General features: G+C 42.5%; 9 protein-coding genes. 8 read left to right on the forward strand and 1 reads right to left on the reverse strand.

Translation table 11 applies throughout. From position 1 onward, the window contains the following. A partial coding sequence (locus I8748_RS23770) for a CARDB domain-containing protein (protein WP_198127005.1) occupies positions 1-5,641 on the reverse strand: 5,641 nt, incomplete at its 3' end. A 1,201-nt stretch (positions 5,642-6,842) separates the two neighbouring features. Here I8748_RS23770 and I8748_RS23775 point away from each other — a divergent pair. From I8748_RS23775 to I8748_RS23810, 8 genes are all read left to right on the forward strand, one after another. Continuing rightward, positions 6,843-7,169 carry an AMP-binding protein gene (locus tag I8748_RS23775; protein ID WP_198127006.1) on the forward strand — a complete coding sequence of 109 codons (327 nt, stop codon included), beginning with the start codon at positions 6,843-6,845 and terminating at the stop codon, positions 7,167-7,169. A gap of 285 nt (positions 7,170-7,454) precedes the next feature. Then, positions 7,455-7,601 (forward strand): hypothetical protein, encoded by a 147-nt coding sequence (locus I8748_RS23780; protein WP_198127007.1) that lies wholly within the window; start codon positions 7,455-7,457, stop codon positions 7,599-7,601. Positions 7,602-7,845: 244 nt separating this feature from the next. Then, positions 7,846-8,805 (forward strand): acyl-CoA desaturase, encoded by a 960-nt coding sequence (locus I8748_RS23785; RefSeq protein ID WP_198127008.1) that lies wholly within the window; start codon positions 7,846-7,848, stop codon positions 8,803-8,805. A 39-nt stretch (positions 8,806-8,844) separates the two neighbouring features. Continuing rightward, positions 8,845-9,123 carry an acyl carrier protein gene (locus I8748_RS23790; RefSeq protein ID WP_198127009.1) on the forward strand — a complete coding sequence of 93 codons (279 nt, stop codon included), beginning with the start codon at positions 8,845-8,847 and terminating at the stop codon, positions 9,121-9,123. 1 nt (position 9,124) lies between these two features. Beyond that, entirely contained in the window at positions 9,125-9,994 is an 870-nt protein-coding gene (locus I8748_RS23795) for a class I SAM-dependent methyltransferase (protein ID WP_198127010.1), read from the forward strand. Between the two features lie 177 nt (positions 9,995-10,171). Then, a complete protein-coding gene (locus I8748_RS23800; protein WP_198127011.1) occupies positions 10,172-11,392 on the forward strand; it encodes a cytochrome P450 in 1,221 nt (406 codons plus the stop codon). Between the two features lie 475 nt (positions 11,393-11,867). After that, the gene (locus I8748_RS23805) at positions 11,868-13,580 is read left to right on the forward strand and encodes a fatty acyl-AMP ligase (protein WP_198127012.1); all 1,713 of its coding nucleotides are present in this window, start codon (positions 11,868-11,870) and stop codon (positions 13,578-13,580) included. Between the two features lie 25 nt (positions 13,581-13,605). Continuing rightward, positions 13,606-14,643: an acyl-CoA desaturase gene (locus tag I8748_RS23810; protein ID WP_198127013.1), complete on the forward strand. Its 1,038-nt coding sequence runs from the start codon at positions 13,606-13,608 to the stop codon at positions 14,641-14,643. Positions 14,644-14,685 lie beyond the last annotated feature (42 nt).

Consider the following 14,685-nt stretch of genomic DNA (forward strand, 5'->3'; position numbering starts at 1 on the left):
TTTCTACAACAGCAATCAATTCCGTTCCATTGTTGGTAAAAATGCCAACAGCAAGTTTATTTACAGACACGGCTGATGCTGACCCCAATGAGTAATTGCTAGCAATTCCCTGAAGCTGAATCTGATCGTTTGCTTGCAAGCTGAGAATATCGGCGTAGTCACCATTTCCGGAACTAGCATAGAAAACTGAACTGGTATCACCCAAGACGTAAGTATCTGCGTCTTGATCACCTGTGAGTAAGTCGATTTCGTTTGTACCACCCCCCCAACCAATCAGGCGGTCATTGCCATTACCCCCAGAAAGCATGTCATTGCCAAGTCCACCTAAGATTGTGTCATTACCATCGCTCCCAAGGAGCATGTCAGCGCTTCCCTTGCCATCAAGGTAATCATTGCCTGTTCCACCGTAGATTAACTCACTGGCATTAGTACCAATAACGCGATCGTTCCCGGCTTGGGCATTGACTATGTATTTTTCGATTCCAGTAATTTGCTCGATAAAGATGATATCATCACCAGAAGTGGCCTTGTTATTGGCAACGGTCAGGTCAAAGGTATCGCTAGTATTGCCACCATTGCCATCAGCAGCAGTGACTGTGACTGCAAAAATCCCAACTTGGGAGATAGTGCCGGATATGACACCTGTATTAGTAGCAATACTAGACCCAGTGGGTAAGCCTGTAGCACTGTAGCTGAGGGTGTCAGCTTGATCGATGTCAGTAAATTTGTTACTAACATTGAAAGAGAAGGATTGGTTAGTAGAGATGATTTGGTCGTCAAGGGGTTGCACCGTGGGAGCATCGTTAACACCGACGACGGTAATATTTACAGTAGCAGTAGATTGTAAACCTTGACTGTCAACGATCGCATAAGTAAAACTATTAGTCGCAGTTTGTCCTTGGGATAGATAGGCAAAATTTGAGGCAGTATAAGTCAAGTTTTGCGTGTTTTGGTCAAAGAAGACTGTCCCTGTGGTGTCTGTAGTATCAACAGCAATAATGTTTTTACTGTCACCAATATCAGGGTCAGTATCGTTACTCAGCAAGGTAGCATAGAGATTAGATGTAGTTGCGTCTTCAGCAATGCTGACTGCATCAACTACGGCTGTTGGCGCTTCGTTGCGATCGCTAATTTGGATAGTCAACACCTTCTCGACGAAAAGTCCACCGTTATCGGTGCTGCGTACCCGAATGCTGTAGGAAGATTTGGTTTCAAAGTCCGGTGAAGCTTTGATTTGCAAGCTATCGTCTGCGATCGCAAAAGCAGCATTATCAGTATCACCAGTTCCAGCAACTAAACTGTAAGTGAAAGTGTTGCCTGTGTCAGGGTCAGTAGTGGTAAATGTGCCTACCACTGTGTTGGCTGGAACATTTTCATTGACACTGGTGGCATTCAATGCTAGCTCTGTAGGAGCATCGTTTTTAGGCAGATTAAACCGAGCTAAGCTGGGGTCATGGTCGCTATCCTGATCGGCAAACTCGGAATTGATGTGAACTACATCATACCCATCCAACTTGCCAAGCAAACTATTACTCACTAAAACATGGTCAAGTGTCTGGGCGTTGCCTTCAAAATTGTAGGTGTAACGCTCGTTTTCAGGCAAAGTTTCAATTAGAGAAGTTAGTCCAGCACTTTCTAGGGTGCTGACGGGGTTAGAGAACTCAAAATCATTTAAGTCGCCCACTACCGCTATATTGGCATTGGGGTCGATGGCTAAAATACTTTGGACAAAGTTTTTCACCACCGTGGCTTGTTGCTGACGCTGGGTAACACTTGTCAGGGTTGGTGGTTGATTTGGCCCGTATAGCGGTTGGTCGCCACCTTTAGAATTAAAGTGGTTCCCAATGATATAAACAGTTTCACCGTTGAAAGTAAATTCACCAACTAACGGTTTGCGACTGCTAGTAAAGGCTGAGTTGGTGGGATCAATACGACCAGGACTAGCAGAAAGTGTAGGCACACCATTGACATCGCTGACTGTGGTATTTGTCAGGGTATCGCCACCAGGAATGTCTACAAACTGCACTCGGTTGGGATTAAATAAGAAACCTTGCCGAATATTACCACCAGGTTCACCGCCATCTTGGTTGTTCTGTGGGTTAATTTGGCGATATTCATAGGTGGGGCCACCAGCCGCAATAATTGCATCAATTAATGTTTGGAAGGTAGTGCTGGCATCAACTACGCCGTTATTCGTCGCCCCGTTATTGTCTTGAATTTCTTCTAGAGCAATGATATCCGGCGATTGCAGATTATTAACAATGCGGCTAGCAAGGTTGTTAAACTTGGTTGCACTATCGCCTGGGTCAAGGTTTTCGACATTGAAGGTAGCAATTGTCAGTTGGTCAGTGGTGGGCGTTAAATTAGTAACTTCTTTAGTCAAGGTGTTGGAAGTCACAGTCACCGAAGTAGGCAGAACTTCGTAGTTGCTGAAACTGTAATCGACCACACCTGTAATCGTGCCGAAAGTTGCACCGACGTTAACTTGGGGTGAGCTACCAGAGCTAAACAGAGTATCATCAATTTGGATACGCTCTGGATTAAAATCATTGGCACTAATCACGATACCGCCGCGTGCTGTGCGTCCGGTGGCGTTAGCGCCATTGTCTGCTAGTACCCAAATTTCCCCAAAAGAATTAGTCGGACTAACTGCCACAGGATTATTGATCTGTACTAGCATTCCTTCTAAGCTTTCGTAGAAATCAATGCCATCTTGGGCAGGGTCAAAGGTGGTCGTTCCAGTTTCAATATTACTGGTAGTGTCGTTATCAATTACCGATGTTGGGATAGTTCTGCCGCCATTACCCAGAATCGTCGCAGTTGGCAAAGCATTGCCACTGGAAAGTTTGACAATGGTGGGGCTAGTAATTTCTGTGGTCGTCAGGTTGTTAGCGCCACTAGCACCACCAGGACGGAACTCAGTTACTGTACCCCCGACTAGTACTGAATCGCCCACTTGCACAGTTGGTGCTGATGAGGTAAAAACAAAAATGGCTTCGGAAGTGCGATCGTCGTTATCTGGGTTGGGGTCTTGTAAATAAAAGCCGTTAGATTTGACGACTGTAACAATTCCTGGTGCATCAGCTACTTTTTGCCCGTTTAAGGGAGAGATGTGAGAGGCGCCCTGGATGTCGTGAATACGAGGAGTGAGGACTACAGCGCCCAGTGTAATGCTATCGGTGCGGAATTTTTTGAAATTGTTCTGTGATAAGTCTTTGGCTGCTGTACCGTCGTTGTAGAGAACGGTGTTGCCATCATCACTAACGAATTGAATTTGAGAAGTATCTGTTAGGTTATCAGGGATGGTGATAATTCCTTCCGGGTTGAAGCTGGCTCTTAATGTGGCTGCACGCAATTGTGGCTGACTGTTGGGATTACCATCCCAAGTGTAAAGGCGGAAATCGTTGGGGGCTGCTCCTGCGTCTCCTGCTGGCCCAGCAATAATCACGTACTGGTTATTAGCATTCTTGCGGATTTCCCGAATACCGCGATCGCCTAAATCTAATTCTATAGGGGTGCCAAACTGTGCTGAGCCTTGTGTACCACCGCTAGCTGATATCAAGCTTGTAAAGTTGGTAACTTGAACAATGAGGGCGTTGGAGCGTCCAGACGGGGGCACTTGGGGGGCGCGGAAGGCAATATAAGCTGTGGTGTTGTCGGGAGCAATTTCCAAGCCTTCAATATTGTAGCCGTCGGCTTGCTTGGAACCGACATTAGTTGCAGCGCTGGCAGCTAAGCCGTAGTAATTGGCTCCTTTGCCGTGACCGTTATTGACATCCCAATTAATGATGTCTTCCTTTAAAAAGTCGTAGCGACCCACATAACTAAGTGTGGTGGATGCTCCTGTACCACTAACATCTGTGGCAAAAAGGCGATCGCGGTTAGGGCGATTTTTGCCGTCATCGCTATTGCTTTGTGAACCTAACCAAAAAATGCGTAGTTTACCGCCGTAGGCATCGCCTACTGTGGTAGAAGCTTCAAGATCTACTTCTCGTAATTCGCCAGAACCATCAGTTTGGGTCAGCCCTAGAGAACTTGTGAAGTCAAAACCAGTTACAGGAAGCCCCGACTTGCTAAAGTCGTAGAGGCGCAAAACTTGATTTTCATCATCAGCTTCTAAGAAGAATGTCCCACCCACGGGAATAGCTGTAGAAGCATCGCTTGTACCCGTTAAAAATTGAGTTGTGGCAGTACCGTTATTCGCCGATGCTGCATAGGCGATCGCATAATTAGCAGTACTACCACCATCACTAACAGTGACTGTAATATTGGCACTACCAACACCTACAGGATTAATTTTCAAATTACGGCTGGCTCCAGTACCAGTTAGGGTTAGATTGCCGTTAGGAACCACCGCTGCATTACTGCTAGTGACTGTGACAGTCAAATTTTCTACAGGGGTATCGGGGTCGGCGATGGTAAAGTTTACCCCCAATGTGTTTGCTGGGTCGTTGGCATTACCAATCACACCGCTAATTGCCCCTGTTCCTGTAGTTGGCAACGCACCGTTAGCATCTAATAAATCTGTGGAGCTGGCTGTATCTAGTTGAATAGTTGGCGCTTGTCCTACTACTACATCATTAACTGTGGTAGTAATTGCAGCAGCAGTATTGTTGGTTTCGTCGCTCTCAGCAATGGTATTGTTGGGGTCTACAATTGCTGTGCCGCTGGTAAGAGTCCCTGTAGAATTAGGGGTAACGCTAACAGTCAAGGTAGCATTACTACCAGCATTTATGCTGCCACCAGAAAAAGTCACAACACCAGCTAAGACGCTAGCAGTGAATCCATTGGCAACAGTTGTACCGTTAAAGGTTACCCCACTAGGCAAAGTGTATTGCACTGAAATGCCGCTGGCATTGGCAGTACCGCTGTTACTGACAGTAATGGTGTAAGTAAGGGGGTTGCCAACAATTACAGGATCGGGGGAATCAGTTTGGCTGATAGTCAGGTCTGGTTGCGAACCTGCACCACCAGAAACAACAATGCTACCAGTGGGTAAAGTAGTATTACTACCAAAAGTCCAGTTAGCAGCATTGTTGATTGCTGCTAGCCAATCAGCTTTAGTACCACTGTTGAGTGTATTGAGATTGAACGCTGCGTAAGTCGCCGAGTTGTTGAACAGAACTGCTGTGTTATCAGCTTGAGATAACCCAGGTGCTACATTACCAGTATTTGAAGAAGTGGCATCTTCAAATGCACCAGTGTAGTCAATTTGAGAGATAGCTGTAAAACCTAATAATAATGGGTTTGTACCTGTAGATTGCACAGCCGTAATTTGATCGCCACCGGATAAGCCAGTACCTTGAGCAAGAGACAGATCCGCATAACTGCCTGCTAGCCCGGAAACAACTGACCCTGATTTAGTCCAAGTGAAATTCGATGAGGAGGTGTCACTGCTGCGGATAACTGTACCGGCAGGCAGGTCAACATTAGCGGTGAATTTGATTAAGTTCTCATTACCATCAGTATCAGTGCTAGTCACTCCCCTAAATCCTGAACCAGTCCAGCCGTTATCAGTGAAGTAAATGACCGTACCTGAGCCAATAGGCGCTAGGTTGACAAAAGAAAAAGAGTCAGGACTACCGTTGTTAATGTAACCAATAAGTGCAATGTCGCCAGGAGTAAGAATTGTTGATGCCATAAATAGTGTGTTTACTGAGAATTTTTGTGTGTAGTGAATCTAACTTTAAGTGCTTCACCGTGAAGACATCTACAGAAGAGTTGGTGGTGCGATTCCTCAAAACAAGCAGCCTTCAAGGCTTGTATAGCAAAGTGCTGAGTATCATGTTATGAGCAATCAACACCGTCCTCACCTATCCGGCTACGGTTATAAGTAGGTTCCTAAATAATTGGAATTAGGATAGATGTAGATTTTGTGAGTCAAAATTTTGCAGCGCGGTTACTTGGGAATGTAAATGCCATTTTTTTGATTGCCAGTAAAAAACGTTGACTGCAAAGATGAACTTTATAGTCGGGGAGTAGGCTGTGCTGGTGCCTGGAGCGATCGCAAGATCAGTGTGATAAAACAAAGTACATACCAGAAGACAATTAGCTAGATAATTTATTGGTATTAATTTTTATTCAGCAATCTCAAATTATCTCAGTAACATTAAGAAACCGCTAGCAAAAGGTTAAAATAACGAATATTTGATAATTCTTCGTTGCAAGTCATAGTCACCAAAAACAGGGTGTGGAGTGTAGGGAGACAGTTTACTCATACCCTATTTTGTCGGCGGGAAGCTGTTGTAGAAGCTTTCAGCTATGTAGCACCTATTGGTTAACAACAAAGTTTTGTTGAGCATATTCTTGCGCTAATTGAAGCTGGCGTTGAAAGTGTTGATGTTTAAATGTATAAAATTTGATATAAAATGTCCTTGCGTAGGCAAGCAGTTTCGAGTAATACATTTTTCCACAACTTGCTTGCGTATACTTTATAAGTAAAAGTAATAAATTAATAGAATAAACTTAGTAAAAGATCACAACTAAAGTCTACAAAATTATTACGATAAAAGTATTATTTAGCATTTTGGCTGATTAAAAAAGTCAGGTTATTCAATACCAATTATCTTGACTTGAAAAAATTATTAAGCTCATATTAGTGATGTAATTAATTAAACCAGGAACTTAATTATTGAAAAAAGTTATTTTTACAAACTGGTACAGTAATATTTATTACGGCATAGTTATCACAACTTTTAATTTTTAATAAATAACTTTACAAATCGCAATTTCAGTATATTTACTGTTACAGTTGCACTAAAAAAACGTTGCAATTGAAATTGGGCTTCCAAAACTTGCAACTAAATTTGCTACAAAGAGTTTCTAAATGTTTTGGTAATTTAATGCAGTTAAACAACTTTGCGAACTTCAACACTTTAGTTGACCTGTTAAACTACAGGGCTTATGATCAACCAGATCAAGTAGCTTTTAGATTTCTCAAAGATGGGGACACTGAAACAAGCAACTTGACCTATCAACAATTAGATCGACAATCTCGTGCGATCGCCACTCAGTTGCAGTCTCGAAATGCTATTGGCGAAAGAGCATTATTAATTTACCCGCCTGGACTGGAGTTTATTACCTCAGATCTTGCAATTAGCAGGATAAACACCAGGGGAAACGCATCTTATTTCCTAATAATAATTAAAGATGATTTCAAAATAATATAGATTGTTATAAAAATTCAGTGAATCATAAACAAAATAAATCAATATATATTCTGAAATAGTATATATCTACTATATTAGATGCGTTTGCCCTGAGCGATCGCACACTTGCCCCTTCCAGATGTGCATTCACAATCAACATGCACTCATTCGAGAATATTGTGGGTTAAGTCTTTTTGAGTGCCTGACTATAGTGCAAGAGTTCACTTAAATACTACCCTCAAGGGTACTATCAAAGATTTATTTTTACTGTAAATATTGGAGTATTCATACTTGAGGAAACAAATTATGCAGACTTGGTCTATCACGGTTGTTTGGCGGACACAGGCTGTAGTTGGGGGGCGATCGCGCAAGGGCAAAACCCAACAAAAAGCTAGGGACACTGATATGAAGCGCCATCATCTTTTCTACAGTATTCAGTGTTTATTCTGTTAGGTACAAGATATCAGTTTTGTTATAATATAACTTGAATATTTCCTTGTGAAAAACCCATAAATAAATGTGTAGTGAGAAACAAAAGCATTGCTGATATCAAGTAGTAATTGACTTTTTCTCTACTGAATGTATGGAAGCTAAATTAAGCATAATATTGAGATTATTAGCTCAACTTCCTTGCACCCAAAATATCAATTTATCACCTAATTCAGCAATGGTAATTTAGCAGTGTGAGCAAATACGCATGAATACAGAAACAGTAGATGTAGAGTCGATTTTAACAGACGATACCAAACGGAAAAAAGTGGTTGATAACCCCTTTTTGCATCGCTTACAAAAGCGGCATTTTATTCTCTTTCAAATCTTACCAATTATAGGGAGTTTAATAGCTTTACCATTATTACCCTATATTCCATTCGGGCCATTTGAGATCTTCCTATTTGTCTTATTTTGGTTAATGACAGGATTTGGGGTGTCGTCTGGCTACCATCGTTTATTTACCCATCGTTCCTATAAAACCCACGAAGCAGTTCAAGTCATGCTGGTTATTTGGGGTGCAATGGCTGGTCAAGGGGGTGTAATCTCATGGTCAGCGTTACATCGTCGCCACCATGAATTGAGTGATAAACCTGGTGATCCTCACTCACCAAATCTTTTTGGTAATAATTGGCGCGATCGCATTCGCGGCTTAGTTCATTCCCACGTCACTTGGATGTACAAGCACCCATATCCTAGTGTTGTTCACTACGTACCGGATCTAATCAAAAATAAAACCCTGATTAAAGTTGATCAACACTACTATTTGTGGGCTTCCCTAGGCTTAGTTTTACCCGCAATTTTAGGGGGGTTGTACCACTGGAGTTTGGCTGGAGCGTTAGCAGGATTTATCTGGGGAGGCGTGTTTAGAATCCTGTGGGGAGGACATACAATTTGGTCAATTAACTCCTTCTTGCATTGCTTTGGCATGAAGCGTTTTCAAACCGAAGAACACAGTCATAATTTTGGGCCTATTGCCTTATTGTCCTTTGGTGAGTCATGGCACAACAATCATCACGCCTTTCCGGCTTCAGCCTCCTTTGGCTTGGAATGGTATCGCCTAGATCCAGGATACTGGTTTATTCAATTACTCGAAGTTTTCCATCTGGCTTGGGATGTGAAAGTTCCTACCCCAGACAAAATTGAAGCACGAGAAATCAACGCCTAATTCATCTAAAACTTTTAGCACTTTCAATCAGGAGATGTCATGAAAACTCAAGAGCAAATTAGCAAATGGATCAAAACTTATTTAGCAGATATCCTCGAAGTAGAGGCAGAAAAAATTGACGAGAACTATGAATTTGAGCGGTTTGGACTTAATTCTTCGGCAGCCGTCTCACTGGTAGGAGATTTGGAAGAATGGTTAGGCTTTGAGCTAAGTCCTTCTCTATTTTTTGAGTTCAATACAATTGCTCAAGTTTCTACTTATCTAGCCGAAGCGGCACAAGAAGAAAACGCTTTAGAAAATGTTGTTAGGAGTGCTTAAGATGGTAGCAAGTGTAACTAACCGGGGCGGTAGTGCCGCAGCCATCCAGCACCATTACGATGTCAGCAACGAATTTTACACCCTTTGGCTAGATTCTAGTTTGACCTACTCTTCTGGTTTATGGGATTCTCCCACTTTGGATGATGACCTAGAAACAGCCCAACAACGAAAAATTGATTGGCATCTGAATGCTTCAGGTGCAACAACTGGCAAAAGACTGTTAGATATTGGCTGTGGCTGGGGAGCATTAATGCAACGCCATATCAACTCAGATCCCCATAATCATGCTACGGGGTTGACGTTGAGCCATAATCAATATCTGCATATCCGCGCTCTCAATATCCCCAATATCCAAGTCTGCGAAGAAAGTTGGATTGTCCATCAGCCAACAACCCCCTATGATGCGATCATCTCTATTGGTGCTTTTGAACACTTTGCCCAACCAGGAGCCTCGCTAGAAGAAAAAGTTAGTGTCTATCGAGAGTTTTTCAGCCGTTGTCAAGAGTGGTTAAAACCGAAAGGCAAGTTATCCTTGCAGACGATCGCCTACGGCTCGTTAAATGCCGAAGATAAAAATGTCTTCACCCAAACAGAGATTTTTCCTGATTCTGAGTTACCACGTCCTGGTGAGATTTTTATGGCATCCGATGGGTTATTTGAAATCAAAACCTACCGCAACGATCGCCTCCACTATGGTAAAACTTGCGACTTGTGGCTGAAAAACCTCCGCCGTCAAAAATTGCTGATCATAGAGCAATTTGGTGAAGAACTCTATCTGAAATACGAACAGTATCTGAAGTTAGCAGTTGCAGGTTTTTACTTCGGGCAAATCTTACTCCTACGCTTGGAAATGCAATCCTTAGCTAAATAAAACTAAATAATTCGGATAGCTTTTTGCATCTGCTAATATCATGTCCGGCTGATTAGTGATTATGGGCGTGCATGTGTGCAGAAGCCGCAAAACCTTCTTTTCTGCACCTCTGCACCCCTGCGTTCTTAATGATAAGTCTTTCAACGGACACGATATAATAAGGAGTCATATCTAAAAATGATCACTACCGCTCAGTCTCCGGTTAAGTTTAATCCCTTTGTACCTGGTTTTCGGGAAGATCCTTACACTACCTATCAAGGATTGCGCCAACAAAATCCGATTCATTATACCTTCGATATGTGGATCGTGACTAAATATCAAGACATTATCCAAGTGTTGAACTCGGATGCTGTCAGCGTTAACTACATTCCCCAGTACGTAGTGCAACAAAAAGTTGGTGATATTCCCGGTTTGGTAGAATTGGGTAAAGGGGCGATCGTCTTTACTGACCCCCCAGATCATGCACGCTTGCGTCGGTTGGCAGGACAAGCTTTCAGTAACACCAATATTAATGCCCATACTGCTTATGTTCAGCAGCTAATTGAGGAGTTAATTGCTCCGCGAATTCAAGAAGCTAGTTTTGATTTTGCTCAGATTGCCCATCAACTACCCTTGTATACTCTTGCCCATCTGCTTGGCATTCCTCATGAGTACATCAAAACTATCGATCAATATATTCACCGCGTTCGTTCTATCTTAGAACCAAGTTTGTTGACCAAAATGCGTATACGTCGCATTGAGGAAGATTTACAAGCTTGCCTAGCTATTTTTCAAGAAATAATTGATTACCGTAAAACTCATTTGGGCGATGATTTACTCAGTAAATTAATTCAAGCCAGAGTCGGAGAAGATCGACTTTCAGATAGTGAGTTAAGTATCGCCTGTGTGATGACCTTCGTCGCTGGTCACGAAACTTCTAAGGGATTGCTTACTAATGGAATTCTAGCTTTTATTCAGCACCCCAAACAGTGGCAAATCTTCCGAGAGGGAAAAGCTACTAACAAACAAGTCATTAATGAAATTCTACGCTTTGATCCACCCTTACAGCAAACGGTACGCCTAGCAGTAAGTGACTTGCAAGTTGGCTCTGAGATTATTCACAAAGGAGAGAAAATGCTCCTGTGTCTTGCTTCTGCCAACCGAGATGAGGATCAATTTGACAATCCTGATACTTTTGATATCACACGAGATGCTGCGGCTCAAATTGCTTTTGGGCATGGCATACACAATTGCTTAGGACAGATGATCGCCCGATTAGAAGGCCAACTTCTGTTTACTTACCTTTGTGAACGAGTACAGGAAATTAGATTGAGTAATCCTGATTATCGTTGGCATCCAGAGGGATTTATCACTCGTACCTTAACCTATCTACCTGTGACTTTCATCCCCGCAGCTTAAGGAATCTAGAGTCATTTTCCTCTTGAAGAAGGCAGAAGGCAGGAGGCAGAGGGCAGAAGGTTCTTTTCAGAAGGGGATTCAAACCCCTCCTGAAAAGGAGCCACCTTTCTTGAAATTTGGTGGGGGTCTTAAACCCTTGCTCCCTCCGGTCGCGCAGATGGTTCGGGCACTCAGGAGAAGGGATAAATCCCTTCTGCCTTCTGCCCTCTGCCCTCTGCCTTTCTTGATAAAATTGCTATAGTTCTAGCCCTTTATCAGTTGTCAGTAAGCAGCTATAAGTAAACAGTAATGTGTTGATATTTGGGTCAGAATTTCCCAACAATTTTGATAGGTGTTGTGCGCTATAACACTAATAACATAGGTCTGGATAACTAATAACTGTTTACTGTTCACTGATTTAATCTACCTCAATTTTGGCAGATTATAGGCTGAAGCAAAAACTATTTCCACTCCCTGATTCTCAGGAAAACATTCGATGAATTCTCGTCAATTTAATAGTTTGATTGAAAAGTTGCTCTTGAGAGCAGAAAATCAACCCCATCAACCCCTCTATTACTTTCTAGATACTAGAGGTAGGGAATATGCTCACCTCACTTATGCCAGTTTATTAACAGCCGTTCAAAAGTTAGGAAGATGGTTGAGCGAAAAAACCGTAAGCGGCGATCGCGTGGCAATTCAGTTATCCACCAGCCCTGAATTTGTGATCACCTTTTTCGCCTGTCTTTACACTAATCGCATTCCAGTTCCCCTGAGTTCACCCAACCGCAAACATAACTGCGAACACTATCAAAAGATTTTTAGCGATTGCGATGCAAGTTTAGTAGTAACGGATGCAAGCGTCCAAGACTTGTTTGTGAAAGAAAGCTCAGAAACATTTGATTTGATCGAGACTTTTCCTTCACTAGAAAGTTTAGAGCCTCTGTTGACTCCAGTTGACCGACAAAGTAACGAAATTGCCTTTTTGCAATATACCTCTGGCTCTACCTCTTTTCCTAAAGGAGTGATAGTGAGTCATGAGAATATCATAGCTAACCAGAAAATGATTCAGCGCACTTTCGGTCACACTAGTAACAGCATAGGGTTAGCTTGGGTTCCCCTATTTCACGACATGGGACTGATTGGTAGTATCTTTCAGCCTTTGTATGTAGGATTTCCCTGTTATTTCATGTCTCCGGTTACCTTCCTCCAACGTCCGAAACTTTGGTTAAAAACCATCTCTGACAAAAAGGTAACAACTACAGGGGGGCCTAATTTTGCTTATGATCTCTGCGTCAAACGCATCGATCCCGCATCGTTAGCAGAACTATCCTTATCCTCTTGGGATGTAGCTTACAATGGGGCTGAACATATCAAACTCCATACCCTAGAACAGTTTAGCGATACCTTTGCTCCCTACGGCTTTAGAAAATCTGCCTTTTTACCTTGTTATGGTTTGGCAGAAGCAACCCTAATTGTTAGCGGTACAGATAAATCTCAAGAACCTTTGGCTTTGACTATCCCTTGTAGCGGCGATGAAGTCCTGGATGCAGATGCATCCCAGCAGAAGGGCAACACCCGCACGGTAGTGAGCAATGGTCAGGTCATGCCAGAATTGTCCTTACGCATCATCAATCCTCAAACTTTAAAAGAATGTCCTTCTCATCACATTGGAGAAATTTGGATTGCAGGGCCGAGTATTACGCGCGGTTACTGGCAACAACCCGATAAAAATCAGGAAACATTTGTTTATCGTGATGGATTGACATTTTTACGGACAGGAGATTTAGGCTTTGTTGATTCTCAGCAGCAACTTTATATTACAGGGCGGCTCAAAGATTTAATCGTGATCGATGGGAAAAACTATTACCCACAGGATATTGAAGAAACGGTCAAAATGTCTCACCCCGCCTTCAACGAAGTTAATTGCGCTGTGTTTTCCGTTTCTGGAACCTATGCTCAAAAACTTATAGTAGTGACTGAAGTAGTTCGCCAATTTGCACTGCAAATTGATCGCTACACTGATGAGCTTAAACAAGCTGTTCAGACTGCTGTCTATAACCATTATCAACTGACAGTTCATGATACTGTACTGCTCCAGTCAAATACCATTCCCAGAACCACCAGTGGCAAAATTCAACGGCAGCGTACCAAGTTGCTGTATCTATTGCAACAACTGGAAACTCTCGAAACAGTCAAAGAAAGTATCTGAAGAGTAAAAATTAAAGTTTATAACTATGCAACAAGCAAGCTATTTAGCTGAAATCTCAGAGCAGTATTCAGTAACAGAAGTAACAGAAGTTTTTCAATCTGGAGAAATAGATCACCGCCATCTTCAATATAGACCTCTGTCGGGAATCAGGAAATGGATCAGATATGCGTGGTATCCCACCATCGATATGATCAGTCTGATTGGTGCAATTGGGGCGATCGCTTCTTTTGGGCATCAAGGCATTAGTTGGATTGACCTGGGAATTTTGCTTTTCATGTTTAACCTTGTGGGTTTGGCAGGAGAAGCAGGAATGCACAGACTCTTTGCTCATAAAAGCTATAAAGTAGTCAAACCCCTACGGATTCTCTTAGCATTGGCTGGCTCAATGACAGGTGAAGCACCCATTCTTGAGTATGTGGCTTATCATCGTCGTCATCACATCTATGCAGATCAACAAGGCGATCCTCATACTCCCCATCACATTGCAGCGGAAAAACCTTTGTCTAGGATCAGAAATATCTGGCACTCCTTTTTTGGCTGGAAGTATAACTCCAAAACCAACCAAATCGCTTCACCTGAACGATATGCCAAGGATGTACTCGCTGAACCAGCAATGGTGATGATCAATAACTATTTTTATGGTATCGTTTTGTCCTCGTTCCTCCTGCCAGCTTTACTAGGTTTTTTATTTACCGGGACTGCTTCTGGTGCATGGACTGCTTTTCTTTGGGGAGGATGTTTCAGATTTTGTGTGATGACCCTAATGGGAGATTTGATTATTCGCGCTGGTTGCCACCTTTTTGGTACTCGTCCCTTTGTCGATCAAGCCAACAGTCACAGTGGTAACATTTGGTTTCTAGCAATTCCCACTTTGGGACTAGCATGGCATAACAATCATCATGCTTTTCCCGGTTCTGCTCTACTAAATATTGATTGGTGGCAAATAGATCCTAGTGGGTCATTTATTAGCTTGTTGGAAAAACTAGGCTGGGCTGAAAATGTCAAGCGACCAACTCCAGAACAAGTAAAAGCCAAAAGGTTTAATCCCAAAATAGTTGCTTAATTTTTTCAGCCAGTGCTTGTACAATCTCAGGATTTTCTTAAC

It is taken from the genome of Amazonocrinis nigriterrae CENA67 (genome assembly GCF_016056305.1).
Taxonomy (GTDB): Bacteria; Cyanobacteriota; Cyanobacteriia; order Cyanobacteriales; family Nostocaceae; genus Amazonocrinis; species Amazonocrinis nigriterrae.

Excerpts from the sequence above, each read along its gene's own strand:
- I8748_RS23775 (WP_198127006.1), top strand. The coding sequence starts at position 6,843 with ATGCAGTTAAACAACTTTGCGAACTTCAACACTTTAGTTGACCTGTTA.
- I8748_RS23780 (WP_198127007.1), top strand. The coding sequence starts at position 7,455 with ATGCAGACTTGGTCTATCACGGTTGTTTGGCGGACACAGGCTGTAGTT.
- I8748_RS23785 (WP_198127008.1), top strand. The coding sequence starts at position 7,846 with ATGAATACAGAAACAGTAGATGTAGAGTCGATTTTAACAGACGATACC.
- I8748_RS23790 (WP_198127009.1), top strand. The coding sequence starts at position 8,845 with ATGAAAACTCAAGAGCAAATTAGCAAATGGATCAAAACTTATTTAGCA.
- I8748_RS23795 (WP_198127010.1), top strand. The coding sequence starts at position 9,125 with ATGGTAGCAAGTGTAACTAACCGGGGCGGTAGTGCCGCAGCCATCCAG.
- I8748_RS23800 (WP_198127011.1), top strand. The coding sequence starts at position 10,172 with ATGATCACTACCGCTCAGTCTCCGGTTAAGTTTAATCCCTTTGTACCT.
- I8748_RS23805 (WP_198127012.1), top strand. The coding sequence starts at position 11,868 with ATGAATTCTCGTCAATTTAATAGTTTGATTGAAAAGTTGCTCTTGAGA.
- I8748_RS23810 (WP_198127013.1), top strand. The coding sequence starts at position 13,606 with ATGCAACAAGCAAGCTATTTAGCTGAAATCTCAGAGCAGTATTCAGTA.